Source organism: Skermanella mucosa, assembly GCF_016765655.2.
Taxonomy (GTDB): Bacteria; Pseudomonadota; Alphaproteobacteria; order Azospirillales; family Azospirillaceae; genus Skermanella; species Skermanella mucosa.
Map to the genome: position 1 here is coordinate 160800 of NZ_CP086106.1, position 25590 is coordinate 186389.

Below are 25590 nucleotides of genomic sequence, written 5' to 3' on the forward strand. Positions count from 1 at the left end.
GCGTCGCTGGTCATTGGACGAGAAGATGCGGATTGTCGCCGAGGCTGCCGCTCCCGGGTCCAGCGTCTCGGAGGTGGCCCGCCGGCATGACATCTCCCGGCAGAACATCTATCAGTGGCGCTGCGAGTTGAAGCACAAGGCTGTCCATCCAACGGGTAAGGCCGTGTTCCTCCCGGTCGAAGTGACGGAGGACGAGCCGGGCCCGGGCGCTGGATGCGGCGGGGATGTGCCAGGCCACCCTGTCGAGATCGGGCTGCGCAGTGGCCGCACCCTCCGCTTTGCCGCCGACATTCCGGATCGCGTTCTGATGCGGCTGATCCGGGTCGCGGAGGCGGCATGATCGGCCCGGGCACCGGCGTTCGGGTTTATCTCGCCTGCGGGGTCACGGACCTGCGCAAGGGGATCGCCGGGCTGGCGGCGGTCGCGCAGGAGCATCTCCGGCAGGCCCCCGGCTCGGGTGCCGTCTTCGCCTTCCGGGGGCGTCGGGGCGACAGGATCAAGCTGCTCCACTGGGACGGCCAGGGGTTTTGCTTGTATTACAAGGTTCTCGAGCAGGGCCGCTTCCCCTGGCCAGCACCTTCGGACGGATCGGTACGGCTGACGGCGGCACAACTCGCAATGCTGTGGGAGGGAATAGACTGGAGACGTCCCGCCTGGACTTCCCGGCCGACGCGGGTCGGGTGACATTCTCTGGTCATGACTGAGGGATTACTGTTGCCCGCCATGAAGTTCTGCTAAACTAGATCCATGCAGCAGCAGCCCGATGTTCTGCCCGACGACCCAGCCGCCCTGAAGGCGATCATCCTCGCCCAGCGTGAGGAGATGGCCCGCGCCAGGGCGTCGGCGCTGGCCTTCGAGGCCCTGGTCCAGGCGCTTCGGATCCAGATCGCCAGGCTGCGGCGGCAGCGGTTCGGACCGAGTTCGGAGCGGATCGACCGTGAACTCGAGCAACTCCAGCTGACGCTCGAGGACGTCGAGGTGGCGATTGCCGCCAACGATGCTTCGGGCGAACATTCCGATGCCCGTGACGCCGGGGAGGAGCCGGCATTACCGAGAGGCGAACCCCGCCGGCGGGGTAAACCGCGCCTTCGCGACGACGCGCCGCGCGAGCGGATCGTGCTCGATCCCGGCGACCACTGCCCCGACTGCGGAGGCCCGCTTCGTCTGCTCGGCGAGGACTTGTCCGAGGTTCTCGAGTTCGTCGCGGCCAAGCTCAAGGTGATCGAGACCAGGAGGCCGAAGAAGTCCTGCCGGCTGTGCGAGAGGATCGTCCAGGAGCCGGCGCCGCCCCGGCCGATCCGGCGGGGAATGGCGGGTCCCGCCCTGCTGGCCCATGTCCTGGTCTCGAAGTTCGACGATCACCTTCCCCTGTACCGCCAGGGCGAGATCTTCGCCCGGATGGGGGCCGACATTCCCCGGTCCACCCTGATCGACTGGTGCGGCCAGGCGGTCGCGACCCTGCGGCCCCTGACCGACCTGATCCGCGCCGAGGTCATGCGGTCGGACCGGCTGCATGCCGATGATACGCCGATCCGCGTCCTTGATCCGGGACGCCGCGCCGTCGAGGGCAAACCCCGCGGGGTCAAGGAAGGGCGGATCTGGGTCTATCTCCGCGACGACCGGCCCTGGGGCGGGAGCGATCCGCCCGCCGTGACCTACTTCTTCTCGCCCGACCGCAAGGGCGAGCACCCGCAGGCCCATCTCGCGGGCTTCGAGGGCGTGTTGCAAGCCGATGCCTACGGCGGCTTCAGGAAGCTCTACGAGCCGGGCGCCGAGGGCCATCGGCGGATCCGCGAGGCGGCATGCTGGGCTCATCTGCGCCGCGCCTTCCACGACGTCTGGAAGTCCACCGGCTCCCCGATCGCCTTCGAGGCGCTGGAGCGGATCGGCGTCCTGTACGACATCGAGCGCGAGATCACCGGGCGGCCGGCGGAGGAGCGGCGCCGCATCCGGCAGGAGCGAAGCCGAGGTCCGGTCGAAGCCTTCCAGGCCTGGTGCGAGGACCGGCTCCGGCGCATCCCCGGCAAGGGCGACCTGCCGACGGCGATGCGCTACTTCCTCAAGCGCGTCGAGGCCTTCTCCCTGTTCCTCGAGGACGGGCACGTGGCGATTGACAACAACCCGGCCGAGCGGGCGATCCGGCCGATATCGGTCGGCAGGAAGAATTATCTCTTCGCCGGCTCGGACGCCGGCGGCGCCGTGATCGCGGACGCGATGACGATCATCGAGACGGCCAAGCTCTCGGGTCTCGATCCCGAGGCTTATCTCGCGGCCATACTCGACCGCATCGGCGACCATCTGATCACCCGACTGCACGAACTCCTGCCCTGGAACTGGGCCTCCAGCGAGGCGCTTCGGGCACAAGTCGCCTGAAATGGCCGCGATCAGCTCCGTCTTCACCATCGCCCGCGTCGCCGAAATGCTCGGTGAGGACGAGGATCTGCTGCACGAGGTCAGCCTCGACATGGAACCTGAGGACGGCGTCCTCTGGATCTACGGTGTCGGAGGCGAGGAAGTCCTGGCGTTCACTGCCTTCGGCATCGAGAACCTGCGCGATCTCATCCCCCTCTACAAAAAACCGGTCCCTAGGCCTTGAGCGGCCGGTTACGCAACAGCCTGGAGTTCGTCTCCTGGAAGGACCGCCGGGCCGTCGCAGCCGCCCTGAAGGACATCTACAGGGCGATCGACGCCACGACCGCCGAGGCCGCGCTGGAAACCTTCGAGGACAGCGCCTGGGGGCGCAAGTATCCGGCCATCGGCCCGTGCTGGCGCCGCGCCTGGAACGAGGTGGTGCCGTTCTACGCCTTCCCGGCCGAGGTCCGGCGTATCCTGTACACCACCAACGCCATCGAGTCCTTGAATGCCAAGCTCCGTCGGGCCGTTCGCGCCCGAGGCCACTTCCCGACCGACGACGCCGCCCTGAAGCTGATCTTCCTGGTCTTGCACAGGACCGAGAAACAGTGGACCATGCCGGCGCGGGAGTGGGCCATGGCAAAGGCTCAGTTCGCCGTCCTCTTCGGTGAGCGCTTCACAAAGGCATTCGCCTGATCATGCGAAACCGCCCGCCCTCACACGAAATTCCTGACACTCTCAGAAAAGCGTTTCTCCTCATATGATTATCCTCACCCTGCGGCGCACTCGCCTTGCACCGGGAATGCGGATGGACCCAAAGAAGATGGCGTCCATTGTCGCGCGATCCGGAGCGCGCCGGTTGTGGCATCCCAGCGAGCGCGGCAGCAGCGCTTCCGTGCGCTGCCAGAGCTCATCCGGCAAGTGCCAGCTGGTATCCTGGATCAGCACACCCATTGTATCCTCCATACCTGATTGCTTCGCCTTCAGTCTGTCCTTGGCTGCACGGAGCATCGCGCCCCTTCCACTGTCACCAAGCTCCTGAGGAGTGATCCGTTTCAGAGCCCTGCCGCCGCAGAGAAGTCCAGACGCACGACTTCCATAGGTCGAGATTTGCCACGGACGGGCATCAGGCCGAGTGGTGTCGCCTTCATCTCTGAAGGTAGCGGAACCTGGTCAAGAACAGAGCGACTTACAAGGATACTACTGCCACTGGTACGGGCAATTTGCTCAAGTCGAGCTGCCGTGTTCACTGTGTCGCCAAGGAAGGTGATCTTCTGCTTAAACTCACCAACTTCCCCAGTCACCACAGGCCCTAGATGCATTCCTGCCCTATAATCAATTTCATGACCATACCGCTGATGGAATACTGAGCGACTGCCATCCAACCGCTTCTTGAGCAAGGGGAAGAACATCAGCGCATCACGGCTATCTTTCCCGACTGGCCAAGTAACAATAATCTCATCTCCGATATAGTCGTGAACATCACCGTTGCAATCGAACGCCACACGTCCAGCTATACGGAAGAAATCATCCAGGTAAGCGTGAAATTTGAGATCACCGATCGTCTCAGCGATAGCTGTGGAGTTGGAAACGTCAAGGAAAAGAAATAGGCGCACTTCATGCTGCGGCCGATGATAACGGCCAACAAAGAAGTTGAATAGAACATTAGATCCGAGAAGCCGACCTGCGGCCAGCAATACGTTTGCGACAAAGGCAGCAAGCACCGTGGCTATGATGGTTTCCCTATGAGCCAAAAGATCCGTCAGTGGGGGGCCATCAGAGTGGTGGGTTAGGCGCGACCCGATCGCCGTGCCAAGCAAAATCCAGAATGCATATCCGGTTGACTTAATCAGAACGAGAAGTCCGAAGGGCCATCGACGGCTCGGTGAAAAAACCAGCCAGCGACGGAAAAGAACCTCGTATCCCACGATCGGAACACCTATCACGGTGACTGTGACTGCGGCATAAATCGCGCCGTCCTTTGGGGATGGACCTGTTAAGGCTCCATAAAGTGCAGCTAGAGCTAGGACACCGAGTCCAACCCAGATGAAACGGAATAAAGTTTTTAAATTTATGTAACTTGGAGCGAAACGGCGAGCCTCGTCTCTCGACAACCCAACGCAGTCTCCCAACGCTTGTGGATGAGATTCTTTTGTCAAAGCTGGACCATATTTACTGCTTTTTTGTTGCTGTCTCACACAGGAACTTAGGCATATTTGATTTTACAGCATGCCATCACGACGTTCATCCAGTAGGCCACCTTTTCTCCCATATGCGCTATGAGAAAGGCACAGGGACTCCGACCAGAGGCACGCGCCTTGCCCTCAATGAACATGGACCAAAGTACTTTTGCTCCAACCCCTGAAGTGCAATGTTATCGGAAAATTATCTCCGGATTGAAGAACTTTCTCCAGCGGGTAAATCTCATAATGGAGGTGGGAGGTTGTAAGATCCAACGTCTCTTCTGACGGGATACCAATAGATTGCAGGACTGAAGTGTTTTCGGAGCCTACGCGTGCGACAAGCTCTGTCTTTGCTGCCACGGGCGTTGATATTCCAAGAAGATGGAGATCTGTACGGCTATTGTTTGTAATTTGGAACCTCACTCTCGATCGACCACCCTTCGCGGTGGGCGTTGCGGTCGCGGCTTCTATACGTATGTCGCCCAGATCTACCGACTCATCCGCAAACGCGGGATGTATCGTGAGCACCATCAAACCTCCCAGAGACCAAGCAGCAATCCAGCGCAGCACGAATGATGGCAATGAAATTTCAATGCGATTGTAGAAAATTTTCAATAAAGCTCGGCCGCACGTGGAAATTCTAACTGTGCCTGTCATTGACTTGCATCCTGATGTTCGAAATCAGACCTTGAGTGAGGTTTTGCTCGTTTCTGAAGGCTCAGCTCCTCTCGTCCCATGGGTGCTTCAAAGGTGAAGCATAGCATGAGATGACCGTCTGTCTTATTTTTCGTATGTAACAAATCATTGCAATGAGTTATGCGACCTTGGATGATCTGCTAGTGATCACCACCGAACCTTGCTTCCCGATGCTGTAAAGGGCGGATGAAGCTTGGTCCATCCGCATTCCCGATACCGCTGGCGAATTCCCTATGCGGTTTTAGGCATGGTTTTCAGAACCGGGTGAGACGGTTTGCGATGAAGAAGATGGCTGCGGCTGTGAGCAGGGCGAGGACGATCCGGCCCAGCTTATCGTGCCTTCGGTCCAGGCGTTTGTTGGCCAGCAGCCAGGCGCAGCCGTGCTCAACGATGCACCGGACCTTACCGAGCCCGGACCCATGCGCCTCACCGACTTTCCGAATGTGGGGACGGATGCCGTCACGCAAGCAAAGCCAGCGGTTGTACTGCATTCGGCATTGTCTAAAGCCCCGGCGCTGTCGTAGCCTGCGTCAGCATAGAGCTTGCCAATGGCGACGCAGACGACCTGGGCCAGACGCAGCAGGTCGGAGAAGAGTTTCGTGTCGTGGACGCTGGCGGCGGAAGGGATGACCGCCAGCGGGATGCCGTCGGTCGCGACCACGACGTGATACTTGGTCCCCGCTTTGCCGCGGTCAGTCGGGTTCGGGCCAGTCAGCTCGCCGCCTCTCTTGGCCCGCACCGAGCAACTATCGACCACGACGTCCCATGCGGTGACGTCCGGACCCGAGCGCGCCATGCGGACGAGGACGGCATGCACCCGGTGGAGCAGCGCCGTTCTGTGCCACTCGTCCAGGCGGCGACGCAGAGTAGAGCCTGAGGCGCGCCCGTCGACGGCTCGGAGCGCGCGCCATTGGACACCCTCGCGCACGAAGAAGCGGAGCGTCTCGATGACTTCCGCGGTGGGCACTGGCGGACGACCGGGACCAGGAGGCCGGTCCTCAATCCGGTCGATGATCCCCGCTACCAACTCCGCCACCGTCGCCCTCATGCTCGCCTCCTTGCGCCGAAGGCACAGGAAATCGATGGCAGGTCAGCCGGTTTCCAGCAGGGTAATCACCAAGTGAGAGTTCTGGAAACCGCCCCTTAGGCATCATGAGGGCGGTAAATGCCAATTGGCGGGTTTGGGCACGCGGTTCAGCGATCAGCCAGCAATAGATGCGGCCCAGGTCGATGGCGGCGATCAGGAGATGCTGCAAATGCGTCTTGGCCTGTCCGATATAACGCGAGCGCCGCAGATGGAAAGCCCTGACGCCTTGTGAGATTGTTCCTTCGATACCGGCCCGTTTGCCATACTGCTCGCGGAACTCTGCCGTTTTCTCCCGATGCCGGGCCGCCTGCAAGGCGATCTGAAGCTCCGGCACCTGCAGGGTCAATGTGCGCCGGACACCATCGGCGTCGATACAGTCGAGGCGGTGGGGACAGGCCTTGCAGGTCGAACTGGCGACGTTGACCCCGATGACCGGTTTGCCCCTGGGTTCCTGCGTCGGGACCCAGTTGGCACTGGTCTGCCCGGCCGGGCAGATCGCCTGGCGCCGCTCCCAATCGATGGTGAAGTCCTGCGCGGCGAAGCCTTTGTTCTCGCGCCCTCGGCGGTGATAATCGCCGCGCGTCGGTCCCAGCAGGTCAACGTCGTACCGGGTGCGGCTGGACAGCAGGCGTTTGGCATCGACATAGCCGGTATCGGTCAGATGCACCGCCGGGAACAGACCGTCGGCGGCCGAAGCATGGTGTATCGTCTCCAGCACATCACCGTCGGCCACAGGAGCAGCAGTGATTTCCACGTGGGTGATCAGGTGAGGCTGGTTGTCCTCGCAGCTTTCCGTGAGATGCACCTCGTAGCCGACCCAGGAGGTGCTGCGTTTCTTGGCGAAATGCGCTTCGGGATCATAAGGCGACGCAATGAACAGGGCCGACGGCGGCACCCCCTCCGCTTCGAGCAAGTCGATGCCGATGCCATGGCCTGGCTGCGTTCTCTCCATGGCTCCCCGCAGGTGCCCTACGTATGCGCCCGCGTTCAGATACCACCGACACACGTGTCCGGCGGCATCATCAGCATTTCGCCTATTAAGCCGTGTGGGTGAGCGCGATCTTTCAGCCCTCGGACGCCGATCAACTGGTTCGTGTTCCTCAACCTTCCAGTGCTACAGCCTCGGGAACCATCTCGGCGTAACGGCTTCGCCTCAATCCCCTTTATCTGCGGGCTACGTCACCCTGCCAGTTGACGGCAGGTCACCGCCGCTTGGGCTCATGCCCCCTCACAGCAGAGGGCAAGGCTTTTCTCATTCTCCTCCTTTCTCATCAGCATTCCAGCGATATGCACCCCGGACCATCCGGGACGAGGCGCACCATACGTGAAATCGGCGACCCACAAGGCATTCGGGCGGGATGCCTGGAACTGCCGATTCACCCGGTCCGCAGGGCATGACGCCGCCCGGTCTCTGATCGTGGTGCGCACCGTCTTGCCGCGCGTCGCCCCCTTCAGGCCCATGCGCTGCATCAGTCGGGCCACCGTGCAGCGCGCCACGCCAAGGCCTTCCCGCCGCAACTGCCGCCAGACCTTCCGGACCCCGTAGGCCTGGAAATTCCCGTCCCAGATCCGCCGGATAGCCACGCTTACCTCGACGTCGTTTCGCCAGCGGGCCGGCGCCTTGGACGCGTCAGTCCGCCGGACAGCATGGGAGTGATATGTGGACGGGGCGACCGGAGCGACGCATGCGTCGCTCCTTGCAGGTCGGCTCGACCCCGTGGACGGCGCGATGCTCGTCGATGAAGGCGATCATTTCCTGAACGGGCGGTCGAGCTCCGTCTGGGCAAAATAAGCCGACGCCTTGCGAATGATCTCGTCCGCCTGGCGCAGCTCGCGGTTCTCACGCTCCAGCGCCTTGATCCGCTCCTGTTCGTCCGTGGTCAGGCCGGGTTGCTTGCCCTGGTCGCGCTCGGCCTGCCGGACCCAGCTCCGCAGCGTCTCCGCCGTGCAGCCGATCTTCGCCGCGACCGAGCTGATCGCCACCCACTACGAGGCGTACTCACCTTCGTGCTCGAACACCATCCGCACCGCGTGCTCGCGGACTTCAGGGGCGAATTTGGGTGATGTCTGCTTCGTCATGATGACCCCAGTCTCTCAAGAAACGGAGCCTCCGGTAAACCCGGTGCGGTTCACCTGAGATCTTGATCTATGCCTTGAGCCAGTCCATCGTAGCGGGTTGCGACAGCGCGCCATTCCTTCAGCCTGTTTCAGTGGAGAGTAAGGTGGCAAAGAAGAGCATATCGGCTTGGGTCGATGAGGGTCTTGCAGGCAAGGTCGATCGGGTCGCACTTGAGGAAGGGCATAAACCCGCACAGATCCTGGCGGCTGCAACGGAATTCTACATGGCACTACCAGAAGTAGCCCGCCGGAAATGGCGTCAGATCTCATCGCGCGGTACGGACGAAGAAATCAATCTCGCCCTGCGAGAGGTAACGCGCTCTCTGGTTCGTTCACACCTCAACATGTCCATCGACCGCGGGCATGATCAACCCCGCCAGCCAGCAGGCGCCCTCGGAGTGACATACATCGCTCCTAACTTCGACGCTCCGGACAGCGGCAGCAACTAATACTACAGCCGGGACTTTTCGACAGTCCCAATGATATCAATAATTTACGGGACAGGGCAAAACCAAGGCGATTCAGCTAACTTATTGATATCGTGGGACAGATCCGATCATTATCGGAAAGTCCCGGCTGTAGTACTAAGGTCTGTGGACATTCATGGTTAAGAAGAGGGTTGGCTTGACGGGCGGGATCTGATTGAAGACTGGAAAACGGAGGCCAATCATGATCCGCCTGATGTTGAGCGACGCCCAGTGGGGGCGTGTCGAGCCGCTGCTGCCGGGCAAGGCGGGCGACCCGGGCCGGTCGGGCACGGACAACCGGCTGTTCCTCGAAGGCGTGCTGTGGCTGGTGCGCACGGGCTCGCCGTGGCGCGAGCTGCCCGAGGCGTTCGGGTGCTGGAACACGGCCTTCCGGCGGTTCCGGCGCTGGGCCTGCAGGGGCGTGTTCGAGCGCCTCTTCGAAGCCCTGTCGGGCGACCCCGACTTCGAGTACGCCCTGGTCGACGGCACCATCGTCCGGGTCCACCAGCATGGCGCCGGCGCAAAAGGGGGACTTGCACTCAGGCCATTGGCCGCTCGCGCGGCGGCCTGACGACCAAGATCGTTGCCCTGGTCGATGCGCTCGGCAACCTGGTCCGCTTCGTCCTGCTGCCGGGCCAGCGCCACGACAGCGTCGGTGTCGCGCCGCTGATCTCCGGCCTCGAGTTCGAGGCCCTGATCGCCGACAAGGCCTTCGACATCGACTGGATCCGCGCCGACCTCGACGATCGGGGAACGCTGGCGGTTATCCCGCCCAAGGCCGACCGCGTCCGCCCGATCCCCTGCGACTTCGCGATGTACCGCTGGCGTCACTTGGTCGAGAACTTCTTCTGCAATCTCAAGGAGTTCCGGCGCATCGCCACCCGCTATGATAAGACCGACAGTAGCTTCACCGCGGCCATCCATCTAGTTGGTTCCTTCCTGGCCCTCAAGTGAATGTCCACAGACCTTAGTGCATAGACGCTAACAAAAGATTCAGTGGCCACCCAGGCGCTTCGCGGGTTTGGCAAGGAATTTTGCGAACCTTCTGAATGCGTCTGAGCACTAGACACTGTTGGCAAAATCGACGATCAGGCCTGAGGATGCCCAAAGCCCGATCAGCAAGCTGATTTGGAGCGGGATTTCCCGCCGAGCACCGCCGTCCAGACGGCCGCTTTGGAATTAGCCAACAGTGTCATTCCCGGTGCAGGACGAGTGCGCCGCAGGGTGAGAATAATGATATGAGGAGAAACGCTTTATCTCCGCGATTGTCGTCTTCTCCGTGTTCAGTTCGTTGCTTTCCCTGCTGCCCGCCGGTCTCGCGGTCGAGCGGGTCGTCGTCCACCCGGATCGCGTCGTCGTCGTTGCTGTTCGCGCTCGCGCCGCCACAGCGTCCTGTCCCTTGTGCCGGCGCCGCTCGCGTCGCGTCCACAGCCGCTACACTCGCTGTCTAGGGGATCTCCCCTGGCCGGGGAGGATCGCCAGCTCAGTCTCCAGGTCCGTCGCTTTCGCTGCTCCGCCCCCAGGTGCCCGCGCCGGATCTTCGCCGAGCGCCTGCCGGAGGTAAACTTGCCGAGGGTTCGGCGGACCGTCCGCCTCGCCGAGGCGCAACGCCGCATCGCCCTGCATGCCGGAGGCGAGTCGGGCGCCCGCCTGGCGAACCGGCTCGCCATGCCGGTCAGCGGCGACACCCTGCTTCGCCTGATCCGGGCGGCTCCCCTCCCGGTGGCACCGACCCCGCGCGTCGTCGGCATCGATGACTGGGCCTGGCGACGCGGCCGGCGCTACGGCACCCTCATCGTCGATCTGGAGCGCAGCCGTCCCATCGACCTGCTGCCCGATCGCGACGCGGAGACCGTCGCCGCCTGGCTGGAGGCGCACCCCGGCGTGGAGATCGTCGCCCGCGACCGGGCCGGCGCCTATGCCGACGGCGCCCGGACCAGCGCCCCGGACGCGATCCAGGTCGCGGATCGCTAGCATCTTCCACGCAATCTCGGCGACGCCCTGGCCGGCATTCTCGACCGGCAGCACCGGGCCATTCGCGCCGCGGCCAAGGCAGTCACAGCGGTGACGCCGGTTCCGCTTCCCAGCGCTCCGCCGGAGTCCCGGCCGCTAGCCCGCAGCCACCAGCGTTAACTGGATAGGCGGGCGGCGCGGCAGGCCCGCTTCGAGGAAGTCGCAGCACTGCACGCCTGCGGCTGGTCGCAGAGCGCGATCTCCCGCAGCACCTGGCCTGGACCGCGCCACGATCCGGACATGGCTGCGGGCGGGCCGACTCCCGTCGTGGAGCAAACCGGCTTATGGGAACGCGATCGACCGCCATGCCGAGTACCTGCGGCAACGCTGGGCCGAGAGCTGCACCAACACCGCCCGGCTGTGGCGGGAACTCCGCGACAGGGGCTATTCGGGCCGGCCCAAGACGGTGCAGGAACGGGTCCGGCGCCGGCTGCGGGGCACCGGTGCCGGGCCTGCCGACCCGGCGCAGGCCGCGACCGGCTGGAAGGCACCCTCCGGCCGGCGTGCGGCGTGGCTGGTGGTGGCCGATGCCGACGAGATCGAGACGACACCGTAGGGAAGTTCGTCGAGGCCCTGCTTGCCGGATCGCCGGACTTGGCCGCGGTGACCGCGCTCGCACGGGAGTTCCGGAAATGAACCAGAGCACAGCCACCGCCTGGCCCGGAGGTCCGGCACCGAAACGGTGGCGGAACACCACCCCTGGGATGCAGTCTGCGACCTGGATCGAGTAGTCGGGAACCGTTTCACCATCCGACAGGCGCAGAAAGCCATGCAGCGACAAGGAATTGGCGCAGACCCAAGCCATCTCGCGCTCGGAATCCAACTCCTCGAAGACCGACGAACAGCATGTGGAAGTAGAGACCCGGAGGGATCAACGGACGGCCAACGCCGCCCCTGTAGTACCCCTGGCACAGCATTTCGACAGCCTCGTCGAACTCGGCCTCGGCCAGCACCTCATTGACCAGCCGTAAAACGCGTGCCGGGGGGCTAGGTCCACGGCCAACCGGCTCCCACTACGACGCGCCCTCAGCCGATTGCTCAGCCGTCCCATTGCCATGCTGTCAGTTCTCGAACTGCACCGCACCAGCGTGCATAGATTTGGAACCAGCCCGGTTTGTCAACGGACTGCTAGGCTGTACCACCGGCAAGCGCACCCAATCCATAGGCCGTCGCGACGATCAGGCGGTGCCTCATCATGGATGCTCCGCTTTGATTCAACAAAGGCAGTCAGCGCTGAAACTTCACATTACCGACCATGCCGGATTCGTAGTGACCAGGGATGTTGCACGCGAACTCGATCTTGCCGCCCTGCGCAAATTTCCAGGTTAGTTCCTTCGTCTGTCCCGGCGGCACGAGAACGCTGTTCGGATCGTCATGCTTCATTGAGTGTGCCATCCCAGGCATCGTGGAATGGTCCATGTTCATGGCCTTGTCATTCACGCCGGTCGGGGTGAGCATGCCGTGCTCCATCATCATCGCCATTTCCTTCTGATGGACGGCATGCATCTCGGCCGTTCCGATGTTGAACTCATGCAGGAGTTGCCCATCATTGCGCAGAACGAACTTGACCGTTTCGCCGGGTTTCACCTGGATCGACTCCGGCTCATAGGCATTGTCGATCAGCTTGATCTGAACTATCCGGGTCGATTTGCTTGCTTTGCCCCGTTCGCCGATGGTCTGGCCGCCATGGCCATGGCCGGCTTCGCCTGGACCTGCCCAGACAGCGTTTGGAAGCGTAAGTCCCATAATAACAACAAGGACGGCGACGGAGGAAACGCGGACACTATGGCTAAAAATTTGCAACTTGTATCTCCTTTAGGAAAGCCACCTTGGCCGTGTCCAATGATGCATCACCGCAACTATAAAAAGAATCGCGGCGGTGGACTGGGCTCTTGAATGTATGATTGCTCATCGAAGGTAACCGGGCAATGGCTGCGATGTAACAAAGTGTTGCAGGTGGTTGGCTGTGGTTGATGCCGGTATATCTTTGGCTTATTCGTAAAATTATTTGATGGATGATGGAGGCGTCTTGAGTACGATGGGCCATATTCTCGTCGTAGATGACGATGCCGGAATTCGCGAGCTTCTCGCAAGATTCTTGCGGACGCATGGCTTTCGCGTCGATCACGCGAGAAACGGTATTGAGATGCGCCACGCCATGGGGGATGCTGAATATGACCTTGTGGTGCTCGACATCATGATGCCCGGTGAGGGCGGCCTCAGCCTTTGTCATGATCTTCGCTCCCGATCCCGGGTTCCCGTTATCATGTTGACCGCTATGGGAGACGAGGCCGATCGGGTTGTCGGTTTGGAAATGGGCGCCGATGATTATGTGCCGAAGCCCTTCAGCCCGCGCGAACTTCTTGCCCGTATACGTGCGGTTTTGCGCCGCAGCACAGCTGCGCCAGAGACTGGGACTCCGCGTTCCGATAAGGTGCAGTTCGCGGGCTGGATGCTAGATAAGTCCCGAAGGGAATTGACCACCCCAGACGGGGTGACGATTGATCTTACCGGCGGAGACTTCGATCTTTTGGTGGCATTCGCCGAGAATCCAAATCGGGTTCTTACACGGGACCAGTTGTACGATATTACACGAGGTCGATCTGCTCCGCCCCTCGACCGCAGCATCGATGTTCATGTGAGCCGACTGCGCCGCAAACTCGAACACTGCGCCGGAGGGCACGATATCATCAAGACGGTACGCGGCTCCGGGTACGTTTTCGCCGCCATCGTAGAGCCGGCTTGATGCGCGTCCTGCCGGATACGGTGGCCGGGCGAACGATTTTGGTCATGCTGATCAGCCTGCTTGCCTCGCACCTCCTCAGCGTGTTCGTTTACCACACCGATATGGTAAGGCGTGTAAGCAGCACCAGTGAACATGCTTTGGCTGAACGTTTGCTCTCCGCCAAAGGTCTGATCGAAATTGCCCCGCCCGCCCAGCGGGATGCCATTGCGCATGCTGTCTCCAGTCGCGACGAAACGGTGCACTGGATGGTTGATGCGCCACTCGGCAACGGACCGGGGCCTGAAGCTCTGGACAGCCTTGCCGGCCAGATAAGGGCTTTGCTTCCGGAAACATCGCCCAGCGATCTCCGGGTCGCATATGAGCAGGCGCCAGGCCTTGATGCTCGTCCTAGCGAGGGCAGCGGCCGCATTCTCGCCTCCGCCAAGCTCAAGGATGGCTCATGGGTGACCGTGACAGCCCCGCCCTATGGTGATCATGGTTTGCTGAGTTCCGAAGCGGCCATTTCGACAACGATCATGGCGCTCGCGATCATTGCGGTAGCAGCGGCGATGGTCCGCTTCCTCACAAGACCGCTTCGGAGTCTTGCTGTTGCCGCGGAACGCTTCGGGCGTGACGTCATGGCTCCAGCGCTGGCCGAAGCAGGGCCGCGTGAGACCAGAATGGCTGCAAAGGCGTTCAACGGTATGCAGGAACGCATCCGCAAGCTTCTCAATGATCGCACCCAGATGCTGGCCGCGATGTCCCATGATCTGAGAACCCCGATAACAAGATTGAAGCTGGAGGCGGAATTCGTCGGGGACGAGGATCAGAGAAAGCGCATGTTGCGTGATTTGGACGACATGGAAGCCATGGTCGGGTCAACGCTTGCGTTCTTGAAGGATGGTGTCGATGCGGAGCCCGTTAAGGTTGTCGATGTCTCGACGCTGGTTGCGAGCGTTTGTGAGCAGATGGAAGACGCCGGTATGCCTGTTGTATATCACAGCACCACTTCCGCCCCCCTGAGCTGTCGTCCGATGTCCTTGAAACGGGCATTCACCAACGTAATAGACAATGCAGTCAAGTACGGAGCGGCGGCCCACGTCAGCATGGCTCAGGACTCTGATCAGTACGCGGTTCTTGTGTCTGACAACGGGCCAGGTATCTCGCTCGATGAACAAGAAAAAGTTTTCGCTCCCTTTTACAGAGTGGAAAGCTCCAGAAGCCGTGAAACAGGAGGAACCGGGCTTGGTCTGTCTGTAGCTCAATCCATAATCCGGTCCCATGGCGGTGAAATCAGCCTTGAGAATAAAGCCGACGGTGGCTTGCTGGTCAAGATTTCTCTCCCAAAAACAGTGCCAACGGTAGATGCAGCGTAACCTTCAACTGAACCGCGCCGGGTTTACCGGAGGCCCCGTTTCTTGAGAGACTGGGGTCATCATGACGAAACAGATATCACCCAAGTACGCCCCTGAAGTCCGCGAACGCGCGGTTCGGATGGTGTTCGAGCACGAAGGCGAGCACGCCTCGCAGTGGGCGGCGATCAGCTCGATCGCGGCGAAGATCGGCTGCACGGCGGAGACGCTGCGGGGCTGGGTCCGGCAGGCCGAGCGCGACCAGGGGAAACGGCCCGGCCCGACGACGAACGAGCAGGAGCGGATCAAGGCGCTGGAGCGCGAAGTCCGGGAACTGCGCCAGGCGAACGAGATCCTTCGCAAGGCATCGGCGTATTTCGCCCAGGCGGAGCTCGACCGCCCGTTCCGGAAATGATCGCCTTCATCGACGAGCAGCGCGCCGTCCACGGGGTCGAGCCGATCTGCAAAGTGCTGCCGATCGCCCCGTCGACTTACCGCGCCCATGCCGCCCGGCGGACTGACCCATCAAAGGCGCCGGCCCGTTGGCGGAGCGATGCGGAACTCAGCGTGGCTATCCGGCGGATCTGGGACGGGAGCTTCCAGGTGTATGGCGTCCGGAAGGTCTGGCGGCAGTTGCGGCGGGAAGGCGTTGACGTGGCGCGTTGCACGGTGGCCCGCCTGATGCGGCGTATGGGTCTGAAGGGGGCGACGCGAGGCAAGGCGGTGCGCACCACGATCAGCGACCGGGCGGCGCCGTGTCCGCTCGACCGGGTGAACCGTCAGTTCCGGGCGCCCCGCCCGAACGCCCTGTGGCTGGCGGATTTCACGTATGTCGCGACGTGGCAGGGCTTCGTCTACGTGGCCTTCGTCATCGACGCCTTTGCCCGGCGGATCGTCGGCTGGCGGGCCTCCAGCACCGCCCACGCCGGCTTCGTGCTGGATGCCCTGGAGCAGGCGCTCCACGACCGCCGGCCTGCCAAAGGCAGCGGTCTCATTCATCATTCCGACCGCGGGTCGCAATATGTTGCTATCAAGTACACCGAGCGTCTCACCGACGCTGGCGTCGAGCCCTCCGTGGGAAGCGTTGGCGATTCTTATGGAGCTTCAGCTAACGCCGAAGGCGATACAATGCCTTGGCCGAGACGATCAAAGGCCTCTACAAGACCGAGGTGATCCGGCGCCGCGGGCCATGGCGCAACTTGGAAGCCGTCGAGTTCGCCACCCTGGAATGGGTGGACTGGTTCAACCACCGGCGCCTGCTCGAGCCCATCGGCAATATCCCGCCCGCCGAGGCCGAAGCGCGCTACTATGCTCAAACCGAGGACGTCGCCAGGGCGGCGTGACTCAAGCCAGATAGCCTCCGGAAAACTCGGTGCGGTTCACTCCCGAAGGCTCTGCCGAATCCTTCAACTGGTTACCAACGGCCCTTCGATCTCCCAGTCGGTTACCAACCCCATTGGATAGGAGCCCCCCGCAGAGGTTTGAGAAATTTCATTGTGGCAATGCATGGGGTATTGGAGGGGGTATTTTTCCTGAACCATTTTCCAGGGCGCCGGCGGCAGGTCCGGCGGCATGGTGAAGGGGAGCAGGACATCCTTGATCATCATCGGCGGCATGAGCCAGACATCGTGTTCATAGAGATTCTGCTGATAGACGGGAACGCCCCTGGCATTACTCTGGGTCAGCACGAAAACATGGTTACCGTGGATGTGAGGAGAGTGCGTCGCCAAGCCGGCGTTCATCGTGCGCAGCAGCGCCGGCTCGCCGACATGCCCGGTCGGGCAGGTGGCCTTGTCATGCGCCGAGTCCAATCCGCACAGGCCGTTGATCGTGAAGTACCGCGGATGAAACTGCTCTTGGAACTCCGATGCCGAGAGATTTTCCCCGTCAGCAATCCGGCGGCACAGGACCGGGTCAATTTGGTTAAAGATCCAAACATACTCGCGCCCGGGCTGCCATGGCTTGCCGGGGAAGCGGGCCGGCTTGCCGTCGATCGTCGCCTCGCCAAGTGCGGTGAACAGTGACTTCATGTTCGCCGTCGCGCTTCCCGCAGGATAGGGCATCGGCTTCTTCCTGGCGGCGCCGTCCGCATAGCCATTTGACGGCTCCACGATCAGTGCACCGTGCAGGCCGAGCAGGCGATTCATCGGGGCATTGTCGCCATCCACGTAGAAATAGGTTCCCGGCTTGGTCGCCGTGAACTCGATCCGCGCCTTGTCTTCACCGTCGCCGTCACTCGGGGCCAAGCCGACGACGGCGGACATGTTCTGGCCCAGGATCTGAAAGCCGTGGGGGCGGGAACTGGAGTTCCGGATGTCGATACGGACTGTGTCTCCCTGCTTAACCCGGAGAATCGGGCCCGGTATCGACGGTGGTTTTCCCGTATGGGCAAACGCGTACATCGGCACGGTGCTTCCGTCGATCAACTCGACATCAACGTCAACGATCTCCAGATCGAAATCAGCGTCCTCGCCGGTCGGGACGTCGCCAGGGTCAGTTGTTTGTGCAGCAAGAAAGGAAGGTAGAGAGGCGGTGGCTGCAGTAAATATAGAAAAAGAACTGCCATACTTCAGGAATTGACGTCTGCGCATCGAGCATTACTCCTTCGGAAGATATTCTAAGGGGAATTCGCATGGTGCATGACGGAGCATTCAGGTAGTCTGAATCGTGCAGAGATCAATGGTTCGCCTAGTTGTTATTTACGGATCCAAACTGTCATGCTGTATCTCCTCATACAGAGCAGATAGGAAGGCAATTTATACTATAAAACTCTCAAAATTTCACAGTTAAAGTTGCGGGCTTCTATCGTAGTCATGCGAGTTTGGCACTCAGTGACATGTCCACTTGCCTCCTTCGTGACATCTTCAGGAAGATGACGAAACAGCCCGAAACCATATTCCAGGCTTCCTGGTATTAATCCGCCAGACTCCAAGTATCTACTGTAGCATGAGATCTGACCGATAGAGTTGACCTTGAAGCCCAAAATGCCCGCGATTATTCCGCAACCAAATCCAGCCTCACCAACGCTGTTATCGGCAGAGTGGGACCGCTTTGATGTTTGACGGGTAGAGCTACCGCGGTAACGACCACATTCTTCTCAGCAGTTGTCTAAACTCCTGATCGCAATGAATCCTGAGTTGGAAAACGAGAGGTGGTCTGGAAACAGGGTCCGAAAGGGCGATCTCGACAGGCTGCGCGAAACGCCACTATATTTGGCGACGGCTTCGAAAGGCTGAGATGAAACTGGCAGGCGATCGCTAATCCCGGCGCCAAACAGGTCCAACCGTTGTACCTGGCAGACTTGATCAGAACGAGCCAGCCAGACGGTTAGTGGCGCGGCAGGCTGATGACTACTGCCATAATGGGAGCATTGACGGCACCCTCAACGGGTGACGGTTCCATCAGCAGCCCGTACAGTGACGCCAGAAGCAGGTCGCCAATGACGAAGCAAACGAAGTACCGCAAGGCCCGTCCTTGTGAGGTTCTCCTGTGCGAAGGAAAGGAAGTCGGGGCGGCCACTGCAATGACCGCCCCAATGCCTCAGAACCAGAAACGGACACCGGTGACGAAGGACACGTCACTGGCATCCTCACCGTGATCGCGGGCGATGTCGGCGGTCTCGCCCAGCTTCCGCTCCCAACTCACGCCTATGTACGGCGCGAACTCCCGGACGATCTCGTAGCGCAGGCGCAATCCCATCTCGATGTCGTTGAAGCCGGGACCGACATCGAGTTCCCGGACCCGCTGCGCCGAGACGTTAACCTCGGCGACCGGCTGGAGGATAAGTTTCTGCGTGATGAGCAGGTCGTACTCGGCTTCCAGGCGAGCGCTGAAGTCGCCGTCTTCACTGACGAAAAGCTGGGCGGTCACGTCGAAGAAGTACGGCGCCACCCCCTGGAACCCGACCACGCCGTAGGTCGTCTGCGGCTGAGGACGTACGTCGTGCCGAATACCGATCTGCGCGTCCCAGAACTCGGACGTCATACGGCTGTAGAGGAGCTGGAATTCAGCCTCCTCCACCTCCCCATCGACGGGTTTGCTGCCCTCGGCGTTGAACCAGATCTTGTTGGTATCTCCGCCGACCCAGCCCTGAACGTCCCAGTCGATCGAGTTCTCGCCGTCCCGCCAGCGGTGCTCGAACCGGTCGATGAGAAGCGTCCCGAGAACCGGCGGTTCCTCGTGGAACTGTTCGGACGGTTGCTCCTCGGCGGCCCGGACCGAGCCCGCCGAAATCGCCAGTAGGATGGCCCCGGCCATGAGAGCAGCCCTGTGCGGGACCATTGTCGTTATTGTCATCCGTCGTTCCTGGATCAGAGGCTTGCCGTGCGGGGTTCGACGATGAAGCGCGTCATCATGCCCGAGGCCATATGGTAGAGGAGATGGCAGTGGAAGGGCCACTCACCGGGCTCGTCCGCAGTCAACTGCACCGTCGTGACTTGGCCCGGCGGGACGAGCACAACATGCTTCTTTGGCATTCGATCCGTCGCGCCGTTCTCGAGTTCCACGAACATCCCATGCAGGTGCATCGGGTGTGCCATCATGGTCGTGTTCACAAATCGGATGCGGACACGGTCACCATAGGCCACCCGGATTGGGGCTCCCTCATCGAACTTCTGCCCGTTCAGGGTCCAGATGTAGCGCGACATCATACCGGTCAACTGGACTTCGATCTCGTGGGTAGGCTCACGCAGATCCTTGGCCTTGGAAAGCGCCTTCAGATCCGCATAAGAGAGAGCTTTGGCACCGGGCGGTGTGCCTGCGTCGGCCCAGCCTACCGCCTGATCCTTACTTCCCGCTGCACTCTGATTCATGCTTGGCATGTTGCCGTGATCCATGCCGGGCATGTTGCTGTGATCCATGCCCTCCATCGAGCCGTGATCCATACCAGGCATGGCGCTGTGGTCCATGCCGGACATATTGCTATGATCCATGCCGGCCATCGAGCTGTGGTCCATGCCCGCCATGCTGCCGTGGTCCATACCGGGAGCCATTGCCATGTCGGCCATTGTCAGGATGGCGCGTGGACGCCGCTCGGGGATTTCGCCTTCCATCCCTTCGCGGGTCGCGATCGTTGCCCGGGCGAAGCCCGTGCGGTCAATCGATTCGGCGAAAAAGGTGAAAGGCTTGTCTTCCGTGGGCATGACGATGACGTCGTAGGTTTCCCCAACGCCAAAGCGGAACTCATCCACCTTCACCGGCACCACGTTCTGCCCGTCGGCAGAAACCACGGTCATTGGCAGTCCAGGAATGCGGACGTCGAAGATCGACATGGCCGACCCGTTGATGATCCGCAGCCGCACCCGCTCGCCCGGATTATAGACTGCCGTCCAGTTGTCCCGCGGACCCTTGCCGTTGACCAGGAACTGGTAGCCGGTCACATCGGCGAGGTCGGTGGCGTCCATGCGCATCTCGCCCCAGGCGAGGCGGTCATTGATTGTGGCTCCCAGGCCGTCGCGCCGGGCGTCCCGGAAGAAATCGACCAGGGTGCGCTTATTGTTGTTGTAATAGCCCTCGCTGACCTTGAGCTTGCGCAGGACGTTCTCAGGGTCCTCCGGCGTGTGGTCGGAGAGCAGGACCACATAGTCGCGGTCGGCCCGGACGGGATCACGCCCGGCGGGCTCGATCACGATGGCGCCGTACATGCCCTCCTGCTCCTGGGAGGCGGAGTGGCTGTGGTACCAGTAGGTACCCGCCTGGCGCAGTCTGAAGCGGTAGGTGTACGTTTCGCCTGGGCCGATAGGCTCGAAGCCGTTGAAGCCAGGAGCGCCATCCATGACGCCCTGGATCAGCAGCCCGTGCCAGTGAATGGAGGTTCCTTCATCCAGCCGGTTGGTCACGTGGATGACTACCTCCTGGCCCTCACGCCAGCGCAGTGTGGGCGCCGGGATAGAGCCGCCGATGGAGATGGCATTGCTCGTTTCACCGTCGATGGTGATGCGGGTTCGTTCGACTGCCAAATCCAACGACTGATCCGCGGCCGCGAAAACGCGGCGCCCGGGATAGATCGTGACGATGCCCGCCACGCCCGCCGCTCCGGCGAGCTTGAGGGCGTCGCGGCGTGAGAGGCCGCGTGATGCTTTGTGCATGCTGTCCCCTCAGCGCTGGAAATTCACCTTGCCGACCATGCCAGACTCGTAATGGCCGGGCATGTTGCAGGCGAATTCGAGAGTTGTTTGCTTGGTGAACTTCCAAGTCAGCTCTTTGGTTTGGCCGGGCTCGACAAGGACACTGTTCGGATCGTCATGCTTCATCGAGTGGCCCATGCCAGGCATCTGGGAGTGGTCCATGTTCATCTTTTTCTCGTCCATGCCGGTGGTGGAAAGCATGCCATGCTCCACCATCATGGCCATCTCCTTCTGGTGGGCGGCATGCATCGCGGCCGTGCCGATGTTGAACTCGTGCAGGAACTCGCCCGTGTTCTTGACGACGAAACGGACCGTCTCACCGGCCTTTACCGTGATAGTGTCCGGCTCGTAGAAGTTGTCGCCCATCTCGACCTGGACGGTGCGCGTTTTGGCTGTCGCCTTGGCGGGTTCACCGATCGCGGTGGTTTCATGCTTGTGACCAGCCTCGCCAGGGGCGGCGACAGCCAAGCTCGGTGCTGCGAGGAGACTGGTGCTTGTTACCAGGGCGGCGATGGCGTTCAAGGTGCGAATGTTCAGACGCATGTCGAGTGTCCTCTGTCCCTGACTTCGCCGAGTCAAGCGAAAGCCAGGAAGATTGCGGCTCCCGGCCAGGAAGGGCCGGAATGGGGAAGGAATGGATGTAAGGGTGCAGCGACCGAACAGCCTCAGGCATAAACAACAGGGAATGCGGCCGACGAGCCGGTCAAGCACGGACGCGAAAAGCGTGCGCAACTGGGCCGTCGTGGGTTAACCGTTCCCGGTTAGGAACCTTGAACTGGATCGACGCTGGTTGCAGTGCGTCCCACTGACGGAGAGGCGTGCTGCGAAGCCTCGGGCCCGCGCTGTTCCGCGGGCAGATGGCCTCAGATCGAGGCCCTGGGAGGGCGGCGCAACGGAGGTACGGAGCGCTTCCGGAGCAAGTCGTCGCTCACGATTTGCAAACGAGCGGGCACCCACTCGATGGGCCTTACCTGGAGATCGGTCGGTTCCAGGGCCGAAAGGCCACCGCAGGTCATCACGCAGCATCCCCGGTGGGGGAGTCTGGTGTCATCCTCGTGGTTGCCCTGGTCCTGGTGATCGCCATGACCCTGGTAGTCCCCGTGTTCGTCGCAGTCGGCTGCAGCCCCTTCGACCATGGACAAGACATGGTGGGGCATGTCGGCCATTGCAGCATCAGGCGCGGTCAAACCTCCCCAACCGAGGAGGAGGCCGAACAGCACAGCCGCTAGAAAGCGCATGAACCGCATGCCTACTGCCAATCCTGTCCAAGGGCCGCGCCCGAATGCCGCACCGTAATGCATCAATCACAGCAGTTGCAAGAACATCTAGACTTCTGCGCGTTGCATTTCAACCCTACCCGTCGTCGGGATGGCATGATCGTACCCGGACTTGGATATACGGCGAGATTCGCTCCGCTACGTCGATGACCTGACCTTTTTTCCACGGGTTCTCACTACGGTCATGGGGTTTGGTCTGCACCCGCCGCTCCCTTGTATGGAGGGCGGCCACTCCCCTGTGCCATTCGAGGGGCGGAGTTCTCGAGGTCCCGCAGGATGGGACAGTCCGGCCGGTGGTCGCCCTGGCAAGCGTCAGCAAGTTCCTGGAGTGTGTCGCTCATCGCCCGCATCTCGGCAATTTTGGCTTCGAGCTCGGCGACATGTTCGAGCGCGATCTGCTTGACCTCAGCGCTCTCCCGGTCCTTATCCTGCCACAGGCCGACGAGGTGCTGAATACGCTCTATACTGAATCCCAGCGTGCGGGCCCGCCTCACGAAGCGCAAGATGTTGACCTCATGCGGCGTGTAAACCCGGTACCCCGAAGCGGTTCGGCCCGCCTCGGGGGTCAGCCCGATGCTCTCGTAGTAGCGGATGAGTTTGGCATTGACGCCGGACGCCTTGGCCGCCTGCCCGATATTCATGACTGTTCCTTCTCAGGTGCCCCGAGGCTTCCAGCCCCGTAGCGTGAGCGCGTTGAGGACGACGCTGACAGAGCTCAGTGCCATGGCTGCACCCGCTAGTACCGGGCTGAGGAACCCCAGCGCCGCCAGCGGAATGCCGACGAGATTGTAGATGAAGGCCCAGAACAGGCCCTGGCGGATCTTGGCGTAGGTGCGCCGGGACACGTCGACCGCGCCGCCGACGAGCACCGGGTCGCCACGCATCAGGGTTATTCCGGCAGTCGCCATTGCCACATCGGTACCGGTCCCCATGGCGATGCCAATGTCGGCGGCCGCCAGTGCTGGAGCGTCGTTGATGCCGTCGCCGACCATTGCCACGACCTTGCCCTCACGCTTGAGGGTCGCCACCACGTCGGCCTTATCGCCCGGCAGGACCTCGGCGAATACCCGATCGATGCCCAGATCCCGCGCGACGGCCTCGGCGGCGCCCTTGCTATCGCCCGTGACCATGACTGCTTCGATCCCCTGATCGTGCAGCGCCCGGACGGCATCCCGGGCGGCCTCCTTAATCGTATCGCCGAATGCAATCAGCGCCAGCACTCGCTTTTCCGGCGCGACCTCGGCCAGCCACGACACCGTCCGGCCCGATGTTTCCAGTTCAGAAGCTCTGGCAGCGAGGGCGGTGTCATCCAGGCCGGTTTCCGCCATCAGGCGCTTGGTGCCGAGTTGCATCTGTCGGCCTTCCACGACACCCGAGACCCCGCGCCCGGCCAGAGCCTTGAAGTTGGCGAGACCGCCTGGTGGGACGCCGTCCTGCTTCGCCCGAACACGCACCGCATGGGCCAGGGGATGTTCGCTGCCCTGCTGGAGTGCTCCGGCGACGCGCAACGCCTCCGCTGCGGTGAAACCATCGGTCAGGACAATGTCCGTCACCCGCGGCTTACCCTCGGTCAGCGTGCCCGTCTTGTCGAAGGCGACAGCCGTGACGGCGTGCGCCCGCTCCAGGGCCTCCGCGTCCTTGATCAGAATGCCGTGGCGCGCCGCAGCGCCGGTCCCAACCATGATGGATGTCGGGGTCGCGAGGCCCAGCGCGCAGGGACAGGCGATGACCAACACCGAGACGGCGGTGATGATGGCGGCTTCCGCATCGCCCGAGACACTCCACCAGGCCGCGAAGGTAATCGCGGCGATGACGAGGACGATCGGCACGAACACCGCGCTGACTCGATCAACGGTGCGCTGGATCGGCGCCTTGGATGCCTGGGCTCCCTCGACCATGCGCACGATCTTCGACAGCATGGTCTCGGAACCAACCGCAGTGGTCTCCACTGCCAGCAGGCCATCCACGTTCATGGAGCCGCCCGTGACGTTAGCGTCGGCCGTCTTCTCGACCGGTAGCGGCTCTCCTGTCAGCATGGATTCATCGACGCTACCGGCGCCCTCCACCACCCGGCCATCCACCGGGATGCGCTCGCCGGGACGAACAACTACGACGTCGCCAGGCTTGACCTGATCAACTGGCACTTCGACCTCAGTGCCGTTCCGGCGCACCCGGGCGGTGTCCGGCCGGAGATCCATCAGCGCGCGGATTGCAGCAGCCGTCTGTCCCTTGGCGCGTGTCTCCAGCCACTTGCCCAACAGCACGAAGGTGATCAGGACGGCCGAACCCTCGAAATAGAGGTGCGGCATGCCGTGCTCGATGGGCGCGGTCAACATCATGTAAACGCTGAGGCCCCAGGCGGCGGTGGTTCCGATGGCAACCAGAAGGTCCATGTTTCCGGTGCCCGCCCGCACAGCCTTGTACGCCGCCTTATAGAAACGCCAACCGAGCCAGAACTGCACGGGGGTGGCCAGCAGGAACTGGACCCAGCCCGGCGGCATCACGTTGTAGCCGGCGAGATCGCCGACCATGCCGATCACGAGCGGCACCGACAGCGCGGCGCCGATCAGGACGTGTCGAAGCTCGCGATGGCTACGCGCCTGCGCCTCGTCCGGCGCTCCGGTGGCCGCCTGGTCCTGGGTGACGGGGCTGGCCTGGAAGCCCGCCCTCTCGACCGCGGCGACTAAGGCGGGCGCGTCGATGCCGTGGCCGGTGACATGAGCACGCTCGGTCGCAAGATTGACGGCGGCATTGGAGACGCCCGACACCCTCCTCAACGCCTTCTCGACGCGGCCAACGCACGATGCGCAGGTCATGCCGCCGACGCGCAGATCGAACTCGGCGGCCGCGGGCTCGTAGCCCGCCCTGATGATGGCATCGACGACGCCTTGGGTATCGGGTCTGGGATCGACGAAGGTGATCCGCGCCTTCTCGGTCGCGAGGTTCACGGACACGTCGGTGACGCCCTCCACCTTGCGGATGGCCTTCTCCACGCGACCCACGCACGATGCACAGGTCATCCCACCGATCCCGATATCGATTTCGGACGCGGCCTGCTCCTGCGGCGCGACCGTCTCCCTTGCAGCTGCGTAAGCCATGAATGGCTCCTGTTCTCCATAACTGCAGACGTAGATAGGCCTTCCAGCTATTGGAAGGTCAAGGGGGATTCTTGATCGAGCGTTTCACCGGTGGCAA

At 62.0% G+C, this 25590-nt stretch carries 19 protein-coding genes, 5 pseudogenes and 2 other annotated features; of the genes and pseudogenes, 11 read left to right on the top strand and 13 right to left on the bottom strand.

What is annotated here, in order from left to right:
- Positions 1–25: 25 nt before the first annotated feature.
- From JL100_RS36750 to JL100_RS00720, 5 genes and pseudogenes are all read left to right on the top strand, one after another.
- A complete protein-coding gene (locus tag JL100_RS36750; protein ID WP_407696935.1) occupies positions 26–340 on the top strand; it encodes a transposase in 315 nt (104 codons plus the stop codon).
- A complete protein-coding gene (tnpB, locus tag JL100_RS00705) occupies positions 337–684 on the top strand; it encodes an IS66 family insertion sequence element accessory protein TnpB (RefSeq protein WP_203104169.1) in 348 nt (115 codons plus the stop codon). The genes JL100_RS36750 and tnpB overlap by 4 nt, the downstream gene beginning before the upstream one ends.
- 63 nt (positions 685–747) lie before the next feature.
- Positions 748–2373, top strand: coding sequence for an IS66 family transposase (gene tnpC, locus JL100_RS00710; RefSeq protein ID WP_228420995.1), 1626 nt, complete (start codon positions 748–750; stop codon positions 2371–2373).
- A 1-nt stretch (position 2374) separates the two neighbouring features.
- Positions 2375–2596, top strand: a complete 222-nt coding sequence (locus tag JL100_RS00715) for a hypothetical protein (protein ID WP_202685343.1) — start codon at positions 2375–2377, stop codon at positions 2594–2596.
- An 8-nt stretch (positions 2597–2604) separates the two neighbouring features.
- A pseudogene (locus JL100_RS00720) lies at positions 2605–3048 on the top strand (transposase); the annotation flags it as partial.
- A 60-nt stretch (positions 3049–3108) separates the two neighbouring features.
- On the opposite strand, the gene JL100_RS00725 reads toward JL100_RS00720, so the two are convergent.
- The 6 genes and pseudogenes from JL100_RS00725 to JL100_RS00745 all read right to left on the bottom strand — a co-directional run.
- Positions 3109–3306, bottom strand: a complete 198-nt coding sequence (locus JL100_RS00725; protein WP_202685342.1) for a hypothetical protein — start codon at positions 3304–3306, stop codon at positions 3109–3111.
- A gap of 101 nt (positions 3307–3407) precedes the next feature.
- Positions 3408–4550 (bottom strand): adenylate/guanylate cyclase domain-containing protein, encoded by a 1143-nt coding sequence (locus JL100_RS00730; RefSeq protein ID WP_202685341.1) that lies wholly within the window; start codon positions 4548–4550, stop codon positions 3408–3410.
- A 126-nt stretch (positions 4551–4676) separates the two neighbouring features.
- A complete protein-coding gene (locus JL100_RS36755) occupies positions 4677–5192 on the bottom strand; it encodes a copper chaperone PCu(A)C (RefSeq protein WP_202685340.1) in 516 nt (171 codons plus the stop codon).
- Between the two features lie 280 nt (positions 5193–5472).
- Positions 5473–6279 carry a transposase gene (locus JL100_RS00735; RefSeq protein ID WP_202685339.1) on the bottom strand — a complete coding sequence of 269 codons (807 nt, stop codon included), beginning with the start codon at positions 6277–6279 and terminating at the stop codon, positions 5473–5475.
- Positions 6230–7270: a transposase gene (locus JL100_RS00740; RefSeq protein ID WP_202685338.1), complete on the bottom strand. Its 1041-nt coding sequence runs from the start codon at positions 7268–7270 to the stop codon at positions 6230–6232. Before JL100_RS00740 ends, JL100_RS00735 begins: the two co-directional genes overlap by 50 nt.
- Before the next feature lie 329 nt (positions 7271–7599).
- Positions 7600–8397: pseudogene (locus JL100_RS00745) on the bottom strand (IS3 family transposase); the annotation flags it as partial.
- Positions 7984–8113, bottom strand: a sequence feature (AL1L pseudoknot). Its footprint overlaps the pseudogene before it by 130 nt.
- A 143-nt stretch (positions 8398–8540) precedes the next feature.
- Between JL100_RS00745 and JL100_RS00750 the strand changes: the two are divergent.
- The 3 genes and pseudogenes from JL100_RS00750 to JL100_RS00760 form a co-directional block, all read left to right on the top strand.
- Complete coding sequence (locus tag JL100_RS00750) at positions 8541–8885, top strand: hypothetical protein (protein WP_202685337.1); 345 nt, start codon at positions 8541–8543, stop codon at positions 8883–8885.
- A 232-nt stretch (positions 8886–9117) separates the two neighbouring features.
- Positions 9118–9785, top strand: a pseudogene (locus tag JL100_RS00755) (IS5 family transposase); the annotation flags it as partial.
- A 397-nt stretch (positions 9786–10182) separates the two neighbouring features.
- Positions 10183–11546, top strand: a pseudogene (locus JL100_RS00760) (ISL3 family transposase); the annotation flags it as partial.
- Between the two features lie 597 nt (positions 11547–12143).
- Here JL100_RS00760 and JL100_RS00765 read toward each other — a convergent pair.
- The gene (locus JL100_RS00765) at positions 12144–12719 is read right to left on the bottom strand and encodes a cupredoxin domain-containing protein (RefSeq protein ID WP_228420996.1); all 576 of its coding nucleotides are present in this window, start codon (positions 12717–12719) and stop codon (positions 12144–12146) included.
- Between the two features lie 235 nt (positions 12720–12954).
- On the opposite strand from JL100_RS00765, the gene JL100_RS00770 reads away from it, so the two are divergent.
- The 3 genes and pseudogenes from JL100_RS00770 to JL100_RS00780 all read left to right on the top strand — a co-directional run bounded on the left by JL100_RS00770 (position 12955) and on the right by JL100_RS00780 (position 16336).
- A complete protein-coding gene (locus JL100_RS00770) occupies positions 12955–13662 on the top strand; it encodes a response regulator (protein ID WP_456115324.1) in 708 nt (235 codons plus the stop codon).
- Positions 13662–15017, top strand: coding sequence for an ATP-binding protein (locus tag JL100_RS00775; protein WP_228421460.1), 1356 nt, complete (start codon positions 13662–13664; stop codon positions 15015–15017). Before JL100_RS00770 ends, JL100_RS00775 begins: the two co-directional genes overlap by 1 nt.
- 61 nt (positions 15018–15078) lie before the next feature.
- A pseudogene (locus JL100_RS00780) lies at positions 15079–16336 on the top strand (IS3 family transposase).
- Positions 15363–15479, top strand: a sequence feature (AL1L pseudoknot). It overlaps the preceding pseudogene by 117 nt.
- Before the next feature lie 63 nt (positions 16337–16399).
- On the opposite strand, the gene JL100_RS00785 reads toward JL100_RS00780, so the two are convergent.
- From JL100_RS00785 to JL100_RS00810, 6 genes are all read right to left on the bottom strand, one after another.
- On the bottom strand, positions 16400–17584 hold the full coding sequence (locus JL100_RS00785) for a multicopper oxidase domain-containing protein (protein WP_202685331.1): 1185 nt from the start codon (positions 17582–17584) through the stop codon (positions 16400–16402).
- 949 nt (positions 17585–18533) lie between these two features.
- Positions 18534–19250: a copper resistance protein B gene (locus tag JL100_RS00790; RefSeq protein WP_202685346.1), complete on the bottom strand. Its 717-nt coding sequence runs from the start codon at positions 19248–19250 to the stop codon at positions 18534–18536.
- 53 nt (positions 19251–19303) lie between these two features.
- On the bottom strand, positions 19304–21079 hold the full coding sequence (locus JL100_RS00795) for a copper resistance system multicopper oxidase (protein ID WP_202685330.1): 1776 nt from the start codon (positions 21077–21079) through the stop codon (positions 19304–19306).
- Between the two features lie 9 nt (positions 21080–21088).
- Positions 21089–21661, bottom strand: a complete 573-nt coding sequence (locus JL100_RS00800) for a cupredoxin domain-containing protein (protein ID WP_202685329.1) — start codon at positions 21659–21661, stop codon at positions 21089–21091.
- 916 nt (positions 21662–22577) lie between these two features.
- Complete coding sequence (gene cueR, locus JL100_RS00805) at positions 22578–23036, bottom strand: Cu(I)-responsive transcriptional regulator (protein ID WP_202685328.1); 459 nt, start codon at positions 23034–23036, stop codon at positions 22578–22580.
- 12 nt (positions 23037–23048) lie between these two features.
- Positions 23049–25493, bottom strand: coding sequence for a heavy metal translocating P-type ATPase (locus JL100_RS00810; protein WP_202685327.1), 2445 nt, complete (start codon positions 25491–25493; stop codon positions 23049–23051).
- Positions 25494–25590 lie beyond the last annotated feature (97 nt).